Source organism: bacterium (genome assembly GCA_016873475.1).
Taxonomy (GTDB): Bacteria; Krumholzibacteriota; Krumholzibacteriia; order JACNKJ01; family JACNKJ01; genus VGXI01.
In genome coordinates this window covers 1-16,623 of sequence record VGXI01000057.1, presented here as the reverse complement: position 1 = coordinate 16,623, position 16,623 = coordinate 1, and the positions used below count along the sequence as shown (strand labels likewise).

The 16,623-nt window shown below is 68.1% G+C and carries 15 protein-coding genes and 1 pseudogene; 7 read left to right on the top strand and 9 right to left on the bottom strand.

What is annotated here, in order from left to right; genetic code table 11:
• Positions 1-13 precede the first annotated feature (13 nt).
• From FJ251_06720 to FJ251_06700, 5 genes are all read left to right on the top strand, one after another.
• Positions 14-1,579, top strand: coding sequence for a hypothetical protein (locus FJ251_06720; protein ID MBM4117426.1), 1,566 nt, complete (start codon positions 14-16; stop codon positions 1,577-1,579).
• A 147-nt stretch (positions 1,580-1,726) separates the two neighbouring features.
• A complete protein-coding gene (locus FJ251_06715) occupies positions 1,727-2,266 on the top strand; it encodes a hypothetical protein (protein MBM4117425.1) in 540 nt (179 codons plus the stop codon).
• Positions 2,259-4,922 (top strand): T9SS type A sorting domain-containing protein, encoded by a 2,664-nt coding sequence (locus tag FJ251_06710; protein ID MBM4117424.1) that lies wholly within the window; start codon positions 2,259-2,261, stop codon positions 4,920-4,922. Before FJ251_06715 ends, FJ251_06710 begins: the two co-directional genes overlap by 8 nt.
• 26 nt (positions 4,923-4,948) lie before the next feature.
• Entirely contained in the window at positions 4,949-6,244 is a 1,296-nt protein-coding gene (locus FJ251_06705) for a hypothetical protein (GenBank protein MBM4117423.1), read from the top strand.
• A 470-nt stretch (positions 6,245-6,714) separates the two neighbouring features.
• A complete protein-coding gene (locus tag FJ251_06700) occupies positions 6,715-7,803 on the top strand; it encodes an IS5 family transposase (GenBank protein ID MBM4117422.1) in 1,089 nt (362 codons plus the stop codon).
• A 143-nt stretch (positions 7,804-7,946) separates the two neighbouring features.
• Here FJ251_06700 and FJ251_06695 read toward each other — a convergent pair whose 3' ends face one another.
• The 9 genes and pseudogenes from FJ251_06695 to FJ251_06655 all read right to left on the bottom strand — a co-directional run bounded on the left by FJ251_06695 (position 7,947) and on the right by FJ251_06655 (position 15,126).
• Positions 7,947-8,504 (bottom strand): hypothetical protein, encoded by a 558-nt coding sequence (locus FJ251_06695; GenBank protein ID MBM4117421.1) that lies wholly within the window; start codon positions 8,502-8,504, stop codon positions 7,947-7,949.
• Positions 8,505-8,618: 114 nt separating this feature from the next.
• Positions 8,619-9,035, bottom strand: coding sequence for a DUF1801 domain-containing protein (locus FJ251_06690; GenBank protein MBM4117420.1), 417 nt, complete (start codon positions 9,033-9,035; stop codon positions 8,619-8,621).
• Positions 9,036-9,058: 23 nt separating this feature from the next.
• Positions 9,059-9,415, bottom strand: a complete 357-nt coding sequence (locus tag FJ251_06685; protein MBM4117419.1) for a DMT family protein — start codon at positions 9,413-9,415, stop codon at positions 9,059-9,061.
• Positions 9,412-10,659 carry a bifunctional phosphopantothenoylcysteine decarboxylase/phosphopantothenate--cysteine ligase CoaBC gene (gene coaBC / locus FJ251_06680; protein MBM4117418.1) on the bottom strand — a complete coding sequence of 416 codons (1,248 nt, stop codon included), beginning with the start codon at positions 10,657-10,659 and terminating at the stop codon, positions 9,412-9,414. Before coaBC ends, FJ251_06685 begins: the two co-directional genes overlap by 4 nt.
• A 4-nt stretch (positions 10,660-10,663) precedes the next feature.
• Positions 10,664-10,924: a DNA-directed RNA polymerase subunit omega gene (gene rpoZ, locus FJ251_06675; protein MBM4117417.1), complete on the bottom strand. Its 261-nt coding sequence runs from the start codon at positions 10,922-10,924 to the stop codon at positions 10,664-10,666.
• A 118-nt stretch (positions 10,925-11,042) separates the two neighbouring features.
• Positions 11,043-11,720, bottom strand: a complete 678-nt coding sequence (locus FJ251_06670) for a guanylate kinase (GenBank protein ID MBM4117416.1) — start codon at positions 11,718-11,720, stop codon at positions 11,043-11,045.
• Entirely contained in the window at positions 11,717-12,592 is an 876-nt protein-coding gene (locus FJ251_06665; GenBank protein MBM4117415.1) for a YicC family protein, read from the bottom strand. Before FJ251_06665 ends, FJ251_06670 begins: the two co-directional genes overlap by 4 nt.
• A 24-nt stretch (positions 12,593-12,616) precedes the next feature.
• Positions 12,617-14,245: pseudogene (locus tag FJ251_06660) on the bottom strand (DUF1957 domain-containing protein).
• Positions 14,246-14,262: 17 nt separating this feature from the next.
• Positions 14,263-15,126 carry a DUF4912 domain-containing protein gene (locus FJ251_06655; GenBank protein MBM4117414.1) on the bottom strand — a complete coding sequence of 288 codons (864 nt, stop codon included), beginning with the start codon at positions 15,124-15,126 and terminating at the stop codon, positions 14,263-14,265.
• 196 nt (positions 15,127-15,322) lie between these two features.
• On the opposite strand from FJ251_06655, the gene FJ251_06650 reads away from it, so the two are divergent.
• A complete protein-coding gene (locus tag FJ251_06650; GenBank protein ID MBM4117413.1) occupies positions 15,323-16,075 on the top strand; it encodes a VCBS repeat-containing protein in 753 nt (250 codons plus the stop codon).
• 249 nt (positions 16,076-16,324) lie between these two features.
• On the top strand, positions 16,325-16,623 hold a 299-nt coding region (locus FJ251_06645), incomplete at its 3' end, for a hypothetical protein (GenBank protein MBM4117412.1).

The following is a 16,623-nucleotide window of genomic DNA, read 5'->3' as shown; positions in this document are numbered from 1 at the left end:
GGGGCTCGTGCTGGTGGCGGTGCTAGTCGGCTGGCGCTGGGGCGCCTTGTGGCGCGTGGGGGCGCCGGACAAGGCCCAGGCCACGCTCGCACTGCCGGAGCACTTCGACCCCGCGGAGGCCGAGCCGGTGGAGGGCAGCCTCGACGCCAGCGCCCCGACCACGGTGGCGCTCGAGGTGCCACTCTCGCCGCTGCGCACGGCGGGCACGGAGGCGCGCCCCCTCGTCGCGCAGATCAGCCGGCTGCCGGACGGGCAAATGCTCTGGACCGAAGAGATCGACCCCGCGCGGGCCGCCGCGGGCGCGGAGAAGCTGCGCCTGGACCTGCCGGCGGGCTTCCTGGGGGCCGGCACCTACGAGCTGGAGATCCTCGACGCGGGCGAGCCGCTCTACTACGTGCGCTTCCGCCTGCGCAGCGTCCACGGGGGCACGCTGAACGAGAGCGAGGGCGCGGCCCTGCACCTGCCGGACGGCGGCTACCTGCTCGCCAGCACGACCTATTCCTTCGGCAGCAGCCCCGGGCGGAGCAGCGACGGCTGGCTCGTGAGGCTGAGCGCGACAGGCGACGAGCTGTGGTCGCGCACCTACGGCGGCGATGGCTGGGACGGCCTGAACAGCATCCGCCCGACGCCCGACGGCAACTACGTCTGCACCGGCTACGCGGGCAGCGCCTTCGCCGATCTCTGGTTGCTCAAGGTGAGCCCAGAGGGCGAGGTGCTCTTCGATCGCCGCTGGGGCACCGAGCACGGCTGGGACAACGGCCGCGATGTGATCTGCACGGCCGACGGCGGCTACGCGGTGGTCGGCTACACGCGCAGCTTCGGCAAGGGGCCGCGCTCGGTCTACCTCGTGAAAACGGACGCAAGCGGACGGCGCGAGTGGGACCAGCACTACGGCGGGGAGGGCGAGGACACTGGCGTGTCGCTGCTGCAGATGGCGGACGGAGGCTACCTGCTGGGCGGCACCACGGCGTCCTTCGGCGCCGGTGGCAGCGATCTGTGGGTGATCCGCACCGATGCCGCGGGCGCTGTGCTCTGGGACCGCACCTACGGGGATTCGCTGGCGCAGAGCGGCGGCATGCTGCTGCCGGCCCGCGATGGCGACTTCTACCTGCTGGGCAGCACTCTTCGCGACGAGGTGCTGGACTTCAACGACGGCTGGCTGCTGAAGCTCGCCGCCGACGGCGAGCCGCGCTGGAGCCGCCGCTACGGCGGCGAGGGCCCGGAGACCTTCGCGCGCGGCATCGTGCTCGCCGACGGCGGCCTCGTGATCGCCGGCTCCACGGCGCCCGGGCGGGAGCAGGACGACGTCTGGCTGCTGGGCCTGGACGCCGAGGGCAACGTGCTCTGGGAGCGCAGCTTCGGCGGCCCCGAGGCCGAAGCCGCGCTCTGGCTCGAGGCCGCGCGGGACCGCGGCTTCCTCGTCTGCGCCACCACGAGGTCCTACGGCGCCGGCGACGACGACCTCTGGCTCATCCGCACCGACTCCTCCGGCCTCTACGCCATTGGCGGCGGCACCCCTGCCGAGCAGCGCTACTGGAGCCGCGTGCTGGTGCACGCCGTGCCGGCGGGGTTGCGGTAGCAGACTTCGCGATTCCTTCTAACACCGTTCCGTGCACTGCGACCTCTCCAGTTGTCGAGGCGCTGCAATGCCTGCCCAAACAGCCGGGGGATCGGGTCCTCTCTGGGATGGTGAACGCTTCGTTTCTCCTATGATTTGGAGGCTCCGATGGGCGCCACCCGCGACAGCCAGGCTTCATCCTATCGAGAGGCCCTCGCCGAACACCTTCTACTGGCGGAACTGCTCACGACGCTCTGGCAGAGCAGCCGTGTTGCCGAGGTCTTGAAGCCCATTCCCGGTCAAGCCGGCTACGATGTGGTCATCGATTGCGAAGGAAGGGTCAGGTACCTCCAGATCAAGTCAACTACTACCGGCGCTAGGACGGCACAGCAGTTCGTCCACACCAGACTGGCCCGCTATCCAAGTGCCTGTGTCGTCTGGGCCGTGCTTACCAGGGACATGTCTGCCATCGACCACTTCCTCTGGTACGGGGAACGCATGGGGCAGCGACTCACAGGACTCGGCGAGCTCGAAGTAGCACGGCACACCAAAGCCAATGCAGAAGGCATGAAGGCCGCGAGGCCATCCGTACGCCGGTTGCCAAGAACGCACTTTCGGAGAGTCAAGGATGTCCACGAATTGGTAGAATTGCTGTTCGAGTTCCAAGCAGAGCGCGTCAAACGCGGGAGGTCAGGGCGGGATGCGTAGAGTTCAGCTTCTCCTGGGATTCTGCTGCGGCGTGCTCGCAGCTTGTGGAAGTGCAGTCACCGCACTTGGCGACGCGTCAATCCTCGCCTGGGGTGACAACAGCTTCGGGCAGTTGGGGATTCCCCAGCCGAACCAAGGATTCATCGCCATCGCAGCGGGGGAGTACCACAGCCTCGGCCGGAGAGCGGACGGTTCGATCGCCGCATGGGGCAAGAACGAGCAAGGGCAGTGCGATGTGCCGCCACCGAACGCCGGGTTCATCGCGGTAGCGGCAGGTTTCGAGCATAGCCTAGGGCTAAAGTCCGATGGCTCGATCATCGGCTGGGGCAACAATGCAGCCGGCCAATGCAATGCACCGGAGCCCAACACGGGTTTCGTTGCGGTTGCCGCTGGCGGCAATACGGGCTTTGGCCTGCGCGCCGACAGCAGCATCGTCGGCTGGGGGCAGAACGATTGGGGCCAAGTTGCTGTACCAGAGCCCAATGCTAACTGGATTGCCGTGGCCGGCGGGGCGCACTACAGCATGGGGCTGAAGGCTGAAGGAAGCATCGTGACCTGGGGCGGCAACTTTGTCGGGCAGTGCGATGTACCCGAACCCAACTCGGGCTTCCTCGCCATCGCGGCTGGCTATCTGCATGGGCTCGGACTGAAACAGGATGGCAGCATCGTCGCATGGGGAGACTACTCCGAGCTGCCCTCCTCAAACGGGGGATTCACCGCGATTGCGGCGGGCTGGTACCATAGCCTCGCTCTAAGGGATGATGGCACTGCCGCAGCTTGGAGCCAGCACGGAGCGACGGATGTGGATCCGCTGCCAAACCAAGGTATTGTAGCCATCATCGGCGGCAGGCTGCACGGTTTGGCGCTCACAACAGAAGCGCTCGCGACAAGTACCGCCCTCTACGTTCCGGCCGAGTTCGCAACGATCGAACTTGCATTCGCTGCAGCGACCAGCGGGGACTCAATCCTCATTTCCCCAGGCGTCTACAAGGAGCATGGGCTCGCCTGTGTACCGAACCTCACCATCATCGGGATGGGAGGCAACCCAGGGGATGTGGTCGTCGATGCCGACCATCAGGGGCGCATTCTCGATCTCATCTCCGCCGGCAGCATTCGGATCGAGAATCTCACGCTCCGTGACGGAGTTGCAGACGAAGGCGGTGCAATCTACTGCTACAATTCGAGCCTGCGGCTGAACCGGGTCGATCTTAGAGATAACATAGCATCGGAGTCAGGGGGCGGCATCTACCTGCACGCCGTCGACGGCTTCTCGGGAGAGGTAGATATCGTGCAATCGCGATTCGTGGGCAATCATGCCGGTGCTGAGGGGGGCGGTATCAACGCCTGGGCTAAGCGGGCATCGCTGACGATTCGACTCGTTGCTGGGGAGTTCAGGGCGAATTCGACCGACGGCAACGGTGGCGGGCTCGGTGTGGAATCCCACAGCTCGTCCTATCCACCGCACACGGCCACGATGAGCCTGCTCGCCGATGGATGCCTCTTCTGGGACAACAGCTGCGGCGGAAACGGTGGTGCAGTTTGGGCTGAAGCGATCTCCTCTACGCGACACGGCCCAAGTACCTGCACGACGACCATCACCAACGGCGTCTTCAGCGGGAATCAGGCTCTAGCCGGGGGTGGGTTCGGCTGCGGGTCCATTAGCCCGAATTCGTGGGACTACTCGTACTGCGATGCTACGTTGGAGAATTCGGCCTTTTGGAACAACTCTGCATCGACGGGCGGTGCGGCCTACGCCTACGAAGCCCTCTCCTCCAACCCTTGCGTCCTGACACTGCGCAACGCAATCATCAGCAGCACGCCAAGTGGCACAGGCGTCGCCCGCTCCGGCGACGCCTCGGTCTCTGTTAGCTGCTGCGACTTCTTCGCCAATCTTCCCTCCAATGCCGGAGAGGATCTGCCTGAACCCTGCGGCAGTGCTGGCAATTTCTGCGAGGACCCGCTGTTCTGCGACGCCCCGGCGGGAGCCTTTGAGCTTGCCATCGCCTCGCCCTGCTGTCCTGAGAACAACTCATGTGGCGTGCTCATCGGAGCGCTGGGAACGGGCTGCGATGCTGTGCCCGTGGCCCTGAGCAGTTTCACTCTCACCGAGACAGAATCGGGCGTACAGATCGACTGGCTGCTCGCCGAACCTGCCGAGGCAGTGAACCTCCGCCTGACCGCGGTGAAGTCCATAGGCGGCGAAGTTCAGGTTCCGTTCGCGCCCTTGGGGATGGGCGGACTTGCTTGGCGTGCCCTGGATGATCGCGGGGAGCTAGCCGACGGAGGCATCTGGCGCTATACGCTCTACAGCCGCGAGGGCGACAGTGCGACATGGGCTCCACTCCGCAGCGAGACCATCGCACTCGATGGTAGTACTTCAGCAGTGCTCTCGCTCTCGGCCCACCCCAACCCCTTCAATCCCATCGCACACCTGCGGTACGCGCTCCCCAAGTCCGGGCCTGCGCGCCTCGTGGTGTACGATCTGAGTGGTCGTGAACTCATCTGCCTAAACGAGGGGACGCTGCCGACCGGCCAGTTCGTCCTGACCTGGGATGGCCGAGATGCGGCCGGACAGGTGTTGCCCAGTGGTGTCTACTTCGCCCGCTTGGAGCTTCCCGGCCAGTCAGTCACTACCAAGCTCGTGATGCTCCGCTAGGACGATGTCGCCGAAAGAGGTGGGTGATGAAGAGGGCGCGTGGAGGGGCGCTGCTTGTGGCAAGCTCAGTGCTGTGGCTTCCAGCCCAGAGCCTCGCTGCGGTTGTCCGGGTCCCAGCCGATGCGCAGTCGATTCACGCCGGAGTAGCCGCCGCGCAGGCAGGCGACACCGTGCTGATCGCGCCTGGGACCTACTACGAGCACGACATCGAACTCAAGGATGGGATCACGGTCCTGGGCGAGGGCCGCAACGAACCTGCCGTGACGATTGATGCCGTTGGACTCGGGCGCATCATGAACGCCCACAATCCCACCGTGAAGCCCATGCACGCTCACATCGAGGGCATCACCTTCAGGAACGGCTTCGCCAGCACAGGCGGCGGCATCGCTGCCTCTGGCAGCGACTTCGGATTCGAGCTCGAAATCGTCAGCTGTGCTTTCGTGGCTAACATTGCCCAGCGAGGCGGTGGTTTGTATGTCCAGGCGGGCAACGGATCCCTGATCGATTGCCGCTTCGATGGCAACACCGCTGTCCATGGAGGCGGCCTTGCCTGCGCGGACGCTTGCATGACCAACGTCAAGGCCGTCTCGGCGCTCCGCTGTGAGTTCGTGGGGAATGCCGCTACGATGGCAGGTGGCGCAGTGGATGTCGGCATGCATAGCCTCCACATGACTGACTGCATCCTCGAGGATAACCAGGCCCAGATGGGCGGCGCTGTCCATTCATCAAACTACAATTCGGCCGGCTGCCGCCTGCAAGGGTGCGTTTTCGCGCGCAACATCGCTACAGAAGGCGGCGCCTTCCACTCCATGGAGGACGTGCTCTTCATCGCAAACTGCTTGTTCACCGAGAATAGAGCGAAGGTGGGCGGCGCGGCTTGGATTTCCTACCCCCGAGATGCGGTGATCCGAAGCTGCACCTTTGCGCGCAATGCTGCGCCCAAGGCCAGCGGCATCTGCTTTAGCGAAGTGCCTCTCCTCTCCCTTGAGCAATCGATCCTCGCCGATGGTGCTGACGGCAACGCCATTGCATGCATCTGGAATGGCGAATTGCTCGAGCTGACCTGCTGCGATGTCTACGGCAACGAGGGCGGTGACTGGGTTGGCTGCATTGCCGATCAGCTCGGTGTGTCGGGCAACATCAGCCTCGATCCCCGCTTCTGCCTCGGCCAGAACCCGAGCAGCCCTTACTCCCTGCAGGCGGGCTCGCCTTGCGCCGAGGGCAACGACGGCGAGTGTGGCCAGATCGGCGCCCTGGGAGTCGGCTGCGAAGATACGAGCATCGTGCAGACCAGCATCAGTGCCATCAAGGTTCTGTACTAGAGTCGCTGGACAGCGGCCTGCGATCCAAGGCAGGAGGTGCACAGGGAAGGGTAAGCTGCTTAAGGCTCTGAGCCTCTTTGGGATCTATGCAATCGGCCTGGTCGCTGCCGAGATTGTGCACTCGTCCCTGGTTGCTATCGAGGAACCCACTTGGATCTTCGAGCTGGATGAACCGTTCGGCTCTTTCAATGGAGTCGCCTTCTGCCCACCGGATGTCAATGCTTCCTGGGAAGAGGTTGCCTTCGGGACACTGGCATTCCATTTTTTGGCCGAGGGAGGTTTCATGACGGAGGTAGGCCCATGCAGCCTGGGCTATGGTGATGAAGCCCAGTATCGCGAGGCTTGGCCCGTCATGGAGTGCTAACCACTTCCGGGGTGCCACGATCTAGCAGGGTGCTGAAAAAGGCCGTGCGGATGGCCGCTGAATGTGCTTGAAGGGAGCTACCCCATTCTCCCGCGAGGTAGCTGGCATGCGTGGTCCTGACGATCGGCACGAGGAGTTCTTCAGCTACGTTCCCTTGGAGGCTCGGGTCCCCAAGGACCACCCCCTGCGCGCCATCCGGCGCCTGGTCGATGCCGCCTTGAAGGAGCTCTCGCCTCGCTTCGATGCGATCTACGCCCAGACGGGCCGGCCCTCGATCCCGCCCGAGCACCTGCTCCGCGCCCTGCTGCTGCAGGTCCTCTTCACCATTCGCAGCGAGCGGCAGCTCATGGAGCAGCTCGACTACAACCTGCTCTACCGCTGGTTCGTGGGGTTGCGCATGGATGATCCCGTCTGGGTGCCGACGGTCTTCAGCAAGAACCGGGAGCGCCTGCTCGCCGGGGACATCGCGGCGGCCTTCTTGGCGCAGATCCTAGCGCAGGCCAAGGCGAGGGATCTGCTCTCGACGGAGCACTTCACGGTGGACGGCACTTTGATCGAGGCCTGGGCGAGCCAGAAGAGCCTGCGGCCGATCGGCAGTGACGACAAGGAGCCATCCGCGGACCCGGGCAATCCGACGGTGGACTTCCGCGGGGAGAAGCGGAGCAACGCGACGCACCGCTCGACGACGGACCCGGAGGCTCGGCTCTACCGCAAGGGCAACGGCAAGGAGTCGAAGCTGAGCTACGCGGGTCACGTGCTGATGGAGAATCGGAGCGGCCTGGCGGTCGACGGTCGTCTGACGATTGCCGATGGCACCTGCGAGCGAGAAGCGGCCCTGGCGATGGTCGAAGAGCTGCCGGGCTCGCATCTGATCACCGTCGGTGGCGACAAGGGTTACGACACCAGGGATTTTGTCGAGGGCCTGCGTGAGCGCCTGGCCACGCCCCATGTGGCCTGCAACACGAGCCGCCGACGCAGCGCCATCGATGGGCGCACGACGCGGCACCCGGGCTACGCGATCAGCCAGCGGTGTCGCAAGCGGGTCGAGGAGATCTTCGGTTGGATGAAGACCGTGGGCGGATTGCGCAAGACGCGCCATCGGGGCCGAGAACGCGTCGGCTGGATGTTCACGTTCACGCTAGCGGTCTACGATGTGGCGCGGATGGCGAGGCTGATCGGCTCCCCGGCCGGGTAGCAGGAGTCCTGCCGCAGGCAGCCAAGCCCACCTCGCCGGGTGCGTAAGACCGGATGTCGCCATAACAACCGGAAGGCTCCCACGTGGCAAACAGCCATGGGAGGGGCACCGGGGAGTCTCAGAGGGCCTTCTTCAGCACCCTGCTAGGGCCAGAGCCAGCCGAAGACGCCGCCCGTCACGAGGCCGTAGATCAGGCCGTCGAAGGTGTTCTTGAGCGTCGTGCGCCAGGCGCGCCCGAACCAGATCGAGTTCTGCCACTGGGCGGCCGCATAGCCGAGGAAGGCCGTCGCGCCGGCGAAGCGGAAGACAGCGAGGTAGTGCGCGCCCGGCGCCAGCGCGCGGCCCGCGATGTAGCCCGCGCAGACGCTGATCACCAGGCCATAGACGAACCAGAGCACCAGGCTGCCCGTCATGCTCAGCTTGCCGGGCGGCAGCACGGTGATGAGGGCCACGGGCCCCGCCCTGTGCTTGGCGGCGTACTCCGGTGTGCCCATCTCCTTCATGCTGCCGGCACGGGGGAACATGTAGTCGCCCGGCGGCACGGCGAAGGGACGCAGCGCGTTCATCACGCCGTCTTCGTCGGGCAGCTTGCGGTAATCGTTGGCGTGATACCGCAGCGCCATGTGGATCAGCGAGCTGATCAGGAAGACGGCCACTGCCGAAACGAGGATCACCAGCCAGAGCGCGGGCAGCGGGACCATGCTTGCCTCCTCCATGTGACGGGGCACGCGGTGAGCCCCTGCCCCTTCGGTGAGGTGGTCATCCTAGCACGCCGGCGGGTCGCCGGCGCAAGCTCCGGGGTCCGGTCCCGCGTCCTACTGCTGGCCGAGCTGCGCGAGCGAGCCCGCGAGGAGCCGGCGCAAGATGGCGAGATCGAGATCCGCCAGGCGCTTGACGTACAGACAGGACTTCGCCGTCTTGTGTTTGCCGAGCCTGCCCAGCAGCGCCGCGTGGCGGTCGAAGCCGGCGAGGACGTAGATCGTCAGGTTCGCCTTGCGCGGAGAGAAGCCGACAGGAAACCAGTCGCCATCGCGGCCGCTCGCGTACGTGTAGTGGTAGCTCCCGAAGCCGACCATGCTGTCGCCCCAGAGTCTGGGCGGCTGGCCGGTCAGCTCGCGCATCAGCTTGAGCAGGGCCTCGGCGTCCGCCCGCTGCGCGGGGTCGGCGATCGCGGCGACAAAGGCCTTCACCTCGCGCGCGCCGCCCGTGGGGCGGGTCTTCAACTCGGCCATGGACGCTCCTCGCTGTGGTTGGTTCAGGCGCCCAAGAAGCGGGCGCGGAACAGGAAGAAGGCCGCGCCCAGCAGACAGAGTCCGGCCCAGAGGTAGTCCAGGCTCAGCCTCTCCTTCAGATAGAAGAGCGAGAAGGGCACGAAGACGCTGAGGGTGATCACCTCCTGCAGGATCTTCAGTTCGCCTACCGACATCGTGCCGCTGCCGATGCGGTTGGCCGGCACCTGCAGCAGGTACTCGAAGAGGGCGATCCCCCAGCTCGCGATCGCGGCCACCAGCCAGGCGCGGTGCGCGAGCGTCTTCAAGTGCCCGTACCAGGCGAAGGTCATGAAGACGTTGCTGCAAATGAGCAGCAGGACGGTGATCAGGGTGGGGTTCATGGACGCAGAGGCTTGGCGACGGCAAAGAAACGCTCGGCGAAGAGCTCAACCAGCTCGCGGCCGAGGGTGCGCTTGTCCAGGCGCGGGTAGGCCCGCTCGAAACCCTCCGGCCCGACGACCAGCACCGTGTTGTCGCCGCTGCCGAAGCCCGCGCCCTCGCCGATCGCGTTGGCGACGACCAGCGCGAGCTGCTTCGCCTCCAGCTTGCGGCGCGCGCGCTCCGCGAGCTGCTCCGTCTCGAGCGCGAAGCCCACGCGCTGCCCGCCCAGGCCGCGCGCGGCGAGGCCGGCGAGGATGTCCTCGGTCGGCTCGAGGGCGAGCGCCGGCGGACCCGCGGCCTTCTTGAGCTTGCCCGCGGCCGCGGCGACCGGCCGCCAGTCGGCAACTGCAGCGGCCATCACGGTCAGCTCGGCATCGGCGGCCTCGGCGTAGACGGCGGCCGCCATCTCGGCCGCGCTCTCGACGTCGACGCGGCGGATCGCCGGGTGCGCCGCCGCCACGCCCGGTCCGGCGACGAGGGTGACGCGCCCGCCGAGCCCGCGCGCCGCCTCGGCGATGGCCAGGCCCATCGTTCCGGTGGAGGCGTTGCTGAGGTAACGCACGGCGTCGATCCACTCGCGCGTGGGGCCGGCCGTGACGAGCACGCGCCGCCCGGCCAGGGGGCCGTGCTTGATGAGACCGGCGAGCGCGTTGAGGAGTTGCTCGGGCTCGGCCATACGGCCTTCGTCCTCGTCGCCGCAGGCCAGCTCGCCGCGCCCCGGCCCGGTGACCAGGTAGCCGCGGGCGCGCAGCAGGCGGACGTTCTTCTGCGTCGCCGGGTTGCGCCACATGCCGCCGTTCATCGCCGGCGCGAGCAGCGAGCGCGCGGGCGGGTAGGCGCCGAAGAAGGTGGTGACGGCATCGTCGGCCAGGCCGCGGGCCAGCTCGCCGAGGGTGTTCATCGTCGCCGGCGCGAGGATGGCGAAGTCGGCCCACTTGACGAGACCGATGTGCTCGACGTCGCTGGGCAGCGAGTCGTCGCTCACGCGCTCCCAGAGGCTGGTGACCACGGGCTTGCCGCTGAGCGTGGCGAGCGTGAGCGGGCCGATGAAGTGCGTGGCGGCCTCGGTCATCACGACGACGACTTCCGCCTCCGCCCTGCGCAGGAGGCGGACGAGCGCGGCCGCCTTGTAGGCGGCGATGCCGCCCGAGATGCCGAGGACGATGCGCAGGCCCGCGAGGGGACTGGGCGCGTCGGCCGCCATCGCGCTACGCGCCTTCTTCGAGATCCAGCTGTTCGGTCTCGGGCGAAGGGGGCGGGGTCTCGAGCTCGCCGTAGGAGTAGCGGATCTTGCCCTCGATCAGCCGTTGCAGCGAGAGCGAGGTGATCTTCGGGTAGGCGGAGTTCGGATCGAGGTCCTTGAGCTGGGCGATGCTGTTCTGCACGCGCGCTTCCTTGGCCGCGACCAGCACCGCTTCGTACTTGTTGGTGATGCGTTGCGTGACTCTCTCGATCGAGACGAAGCCCATTGCGCACTCCTGACTGCCGGTGAAGGGGGTTCGCGCGGGAGCCGGTAAGGTAGCAAGCGCAGCGGAAAAACACAAGAAAAAACGAGCTAACTTACATTCTAACAAGCACATGTGAAATCTAGACCGCGACCCCGAAAACCCGCTGGAGAAAGTCGCGGCCGCCGTCGGCGAGCCAGGCGGCGGCGTTGCGCTCGCGGCTCGCGAGGAGCAGCCGCGCCCGCTCGACGGCGGCGCTCAGCTCCTCGTTCACCACCACGGCGTCGAAGCGAGGCAGCATCGCCAGCTCGCCGAGCGCGTTCGCGAGGCGGCGGGCGATCACGGCCTCGGCATCGGTGCCGCGCCCGCGCAGGCGCGCCGAGAGCAGTGCCATGTCCGGCGGCACGACGAAGAGCAGCCAGGATTGCTCGGGCAGGGCCCGCTGCACCGAGAGGGCGCCCTGCACGTCGATGTCGAGGAAGACGTGCCGGCCGTCCTGCAGGTAGGGACAGACCTCCCCGCGCGGCGTGCCGTAGAACTCGCCGTGGACCTCGGCCCACTCGAGCAGGCCGCCGGCATCGCGCAGCGCGAGGAAGGCCTCGCGGCCGAGGAAGCGGTAGTCGACGCCGTCGATCTCCTCGCCGCGGGGAGTGCGGGTCGTCGCGCTGATCGAGAAGTAGCTCTGCGGATGGCGCAGCATCAGGTGCTTGATCAGCGTCGTCTTGCCGGCGCCGGAAGGGCCGGAGACGACGACGGCCAGACCCCTCTGCTCGAGGTCGGGCGGACAGGGCGAACCGTGTGCGCGGGTGTCGTGCGTCACTCGATGTTCTGGATCTGCTCGCGGATCTTCTCCGTCTCTTCCTTGATCAACAGCACTTCCTGGATGATCCCCAGCGCCTGCGCCTTCGAGCCGATCGTGTTCGCCTCGCGCAGGATCTCCTGCAGCAAGAAGCCCAGCTTCTTGGCCACCTCGCCGCCATCGCTGAGCGCGGCCGAGAATTGCTCGAGGTGGCTGGCCAGGCGCACCGTTTCCTCGGTGACATCGCCGCGGTCGACGAGGATCGCCAGTTCCTGCGCCAGACGCTGCGGATCGACCGGCACCTCGCCGAGCAGTTCGGCGACGCGCGCGTGCAGGCCCGCCTTGAGGGCGGCCCGCACGTCGGGCAGGGCGACCTCGATGCGGCCCAGCGCCGCCCGGACGACGCCGATGCGCCCGCGCAGCTCCTCGGCGAGCGCCGCGCCCTCGCGCGCCTTCATCGCCGCGAGGGCGTCGAGGGCCTCATCGAGGGCCTCGCCGGCGAGACGCGAGAGCAGCTCGCGGTCGGGCTCGCTGCCGCGGGCAGTGAAGAGCTCGGGCAGGGCGAGGAACTCGGCGGCGCTGCCCGGCGCCGGGAAACCGTGCTCGCGGCGGAGGCGCTCGGCGGCTTCGAGGTAGGCAGCCAGCACTTCGCCGTCCAGCTGCGGGCGCGCCGCGCCGGGCGCGCGCTCGAAGCCGATCTGCGCCGTGACGCGCCCGCGCAGCTGCCGGGCCCGGCAGCGCTCGAGGATCTCGCCCTCGAGGAAGCTCAGTTCCCGGGGCACGCGCAGCTGGAGGTCGAAGAAGCGGTTGTTGACGGAGCGCAGCTCCACCTGGATCTCGAAGCCCGCCGCGGCGCGGCGCGCGCCGCCGAATCCCGTCATGCTCCTGACCACGGCGTCCCCTCTCAGCGGTGGCGATCAGCCGGCGGCGGGCATGCGCACGGCCCCGGCGGCGAGGACGTCGCCCGGGCGGCTGCGCCAGTGCCGCCAGTCGATGGCGTGAAAGATGTTGTCGCGGGACTCGAAGTCGGCGAGGCGCCCCTCGTCCAGGGGCGCGCCTTCGAGCATGTCGGCCAGCGCGTGGAAGCGGTGCAGGTGCTCCTTGGTCCGCTTCTCGGCGTACTCGACGACGGTGCCCGTCTTCATGATGAAGGCCCAGTCGCTGCTCTGCGCGAGCAGCAGCTCGCGGCCGGCCTGGGCGAGCAGGCGTGGCTTGAGGTGGCCGCCCTGCGGGCCCTCGGCATCGGCCAGGCGCGTCATGCGCTCCTGCGCCTGGTGCAGGTGGCGGTAGATCCAGTCGTTGCTGCCGTTGAGCCAGAACTCGCAGTAGCCCTTGTAGCCCCAACTCGAGAAGCCCGGCGTCGCGCGCTGGTTGACCGGCTGCTCGCTGAGCACGTCGCCCGGGCTGACGAGGTGGAAGACCCCCGTGTCGTAGGCCACCTTGCGGATGAAGGACTCGAGGAAGCGCGGGCCCTCGTACCACCAGTGCCCGAAGAGCTCTGCGTCGTAGGGCGCCACCACCAGCGGCGGCCGCTCCATGCGGCCGGCGAGCTCCTCGAGCTGCCGCTCGCGGTTGAAGAGGAAGTTGCCCGCGTGCTCGTCCGCCTTGTCGCGCGCGGCCCAGGGATCGTAGAGCGCCTTCTCGTGCAACGGCACGCGGCCGGTGACGCGGTGGTACTTGAGGCCCGTGTTCTTGCGGAAGCCGTGGTGGCCGAGGAAGGGCTTCAGGTAGTCGAGGTCCAGGTCCCAGCCGAGATCGCGGTAGTACTCGCGGTAGACGGCGTCGCCCGGATAGCCGGCGTCCGCGCTCCAAACCTGGTGGCTGGTCTCGAGGTCGCGGCCGAAGGCGGCGACGCCGGCGCCGGTCATCACCGGCGCGAAGACGCCGTAGCGCGGACGCGGCTCGGCGAAGGCCAGCCCGTGCGTGTCGACGAAGAAGTACTCGAGCCCGGCGTCGGCAAGGAGCTGCTCGACGCCCGGCTGGTAGCCGCACTCGGCGAGCCAGATGCCGCGCGGCCGCCGCCCGAAGCGCGCCTGGTAGTGCTCGACGGCGACGGCGATCTGCGCGCGCATCGCGGGCCGGTGGTCGTTCATCAGGGGGAGGAAGCCGTGCGTCGCGCAGCAGGTGACGATCTCCAGGTGGCCGCTGTCCTGGAGATCGCGATAGCGCGAGACGATGTCGCGGCGGTACTCGCCGAGGTAGCGGTCGCGCATGCCGCCGAAGTGATCGCGGTAGTAGTGGGCCAGGCGCGCGCGGCCCTCGTCGCCGCGGGTGCGCAGCACCTCGGCTTCGGCCAGGCGCAGGAGGCGCGTCAGGTGGCGCTCGGTGCGCTCGCGCAGCAGCGCGTCGTCGAGCATGGAAACCAGCGGCGGCGTCAGCGAGACGGTGACGCGATAGGGCACACGATCGCCGCGCAGGCGCTCGAAGACCTCGAGCAGGGGCAGATAGGTCTCCGCCACGGCCTGGTGGAGCCAGTCCTCCTCCATGAAGTCCTCGTACTCGGGGTGGCGGATGTAGGGCAGGTGATGGTGCAGCACCAGGGCCAGGCGGGCGGGCCGGGCGCTCACGAGCGCTTCCCCGCGGCGCTGCCGGGCGCGGCGGCCGACAGGCGCTCGGAGGCGCCGACCCGCTCGGCGCCCAGGCGCGCGAGATCGCGGCGGAACTGGTCCCAGCCGGCCACCGAGCCCGGGAAGGGCCGGGGCATGCGCTCGATCTGCTCCCAGACTTCGCGGCTGACACCCACCCACTCCTCGTCCCAGCGCGCGGAGGGCGCGTCCATCGGCGCGGTCACCGTGTTGCTCGCGACGAGCAGCCGGTAGCGGCCGTCGGCATCGGTGAGGCCGAGCTCGGCGCGGAAGCGCGCGCCGGGCCGGCCTGTGTTGACGTACCAGCTCACCGCGTCGCCGCCGATATCGATGGTCCAGGTGTCGTAGACGGCCTCGGCCTCATCGAGGTGGAGGATGCGCAGCACCGTCCAGCTCGGGCCGGGGAACTCGGCGCGCACGGCGGCGAGGAGCTCGGGGCGCAGCTCCCAGTAGCAGAAGAGCCAGTGCGGGTCGCGCACCATCAGCGTGAGGCGATCGATGCCGTAGCGCTCGGCGAGCGGGGGCGCGTACCAGGAAGGATCGCGCATGGCGCCCGGATCGTCGGCCGGCGGCGCGGCGGCCGGGGTCGTCTCGCTGGCGGGCACGGCGGCGACGGCCGGCGGCGGCGCCTGCACGGGCAGGCGCTCCGCGCGCTCGCGGCCACGCTCGGCGGCGGCGGCGTCCAGGTGGACGAGGTGGCGGTGGAGCGCGGTGATCAGCTCGGCCTTGCGCAGCGCGCTGGCACCGATGAGCTGGTGCTCGCGCGCGAGGGCGCGCAGGTCCGCGACGCGCAGCACCGCCAGGGTCGTCAGGGAATAGCGATCGCTCAGTCGCCCCGCCATGGGCCACCTCCGTTCTCGGCCGCCTGCCGGCCGCGTCGCGCTGTCACAATTGAAGTGGCCCCAAGGTACGCCAAGCCTGCCGGCCTGTAAAGCGGGCCGCGGCCGGGAGATTCAAGCGGCGCCCGGCGGGTTCCTGGAGCTTCCGGCGCCCGGCGGGGCGTGTTATCTTTGGGCGTCCCCGGCCGCAAGGAGTGCCATGCGCCGCTTCGCTCTCGCCCTGCTGCTCGCCGGCGCCGCCGGCCCGGCCGCCGCCCAGGACTGGGTGAACCAGTCCTATCCCTGGGCCTTCGTCGAGCACCATGACGCCGCCGAGATGATCGACGACACGCTCGACTCCTTCGTCTACGGCACGCAGCGCGGCTTCCTCTACTTCTTCGAGCGCGACCGCGCCACGGGGCGCCTGCAGATGAAGCGGCAGCGCGAGGTCTGGGCGCCGGTGAAGGAAGTGCGCATCGCGGACGCGACGGGCGACCGGCGCAACGAGCTGATCGTCACCACGCGGCGCGGCGACCTCTTCGTGATCAACATCGACACGCTCGAGGACATCTGGCGCACGCCCGAGAACTACTTCCAGTCCATCGAGAGTTTCACGGTGGCCGAGGTGGACGGCGACGGCAAGCCGGAGATCGTGCTGCTTGCCGACGCGCGCATCGTGATCATGTCCGGCGACAAGGAGAGCGAGGAGTTCCGCAGCGCCGAGGAGCGCAAGGCGCGGCGCGTGCTCGTGGCCGATGTCGACGCCGACGGCCAGCCGGAGATCGTGCTCAACACGGGCCAGGTGCTCGACGCGCGCTTCCGTCAGCTGAAGTGGGAGTTCGAGCGGCCCTTCGGCGACCAGATGGACATCTTCGACATCGACGGCGATGGCAAGCTGGAGATCGTCGGCACCGATCCGGTGGGCGACCTGCAGATCATCGACGGCGACGAGCGGCGGGTGAAATTCGAGTAGAGGGCGGGGCTGCTGAGGCCCTCCCGCTCGCGCCGCTTCACAGGCGCTCGCAGAAGGACTCACACCAGCCTATCTGCTTGCCACCCGCCACCGACCCCGCCCCGAAACAGCGCGTCAGAGGACCACAGCCGCTCCCCCACCTGCGCCAGCCTGACCCGCCGCGCGCCGGCAAGCGCCGCGCGCGGTCCGCGCTGGATTTCTCGGGTAATTCGGTCTAGAATTGGGATGTCTCCGGCGCGGGAGGGGAAGATGCGCGCGCTTGCCCTTGCATGCTGGCTGGTTTCAGCCGCGGCGGGGGCGCTCCCCGCGGTCACCTACCACCTCGACGCCGCGGGCACCGGCGACTTCCCTACGATCAGCGCCGCGATCTACGCGGCCGAGTCCGGAGACAGCATCTTGCTCGCCGCGGGCTTATACCTCGGGCCAGCGAACACCCGACTCAGCTTTGCCGGCAGAGACATCGTCCTCGCTGGCGCTGGACCAGGGGCCACCATCCTCGACTGCGAGGACAGCGGCGTCAGGGCGGTTCGCTTCGAGAACGGCGCAAA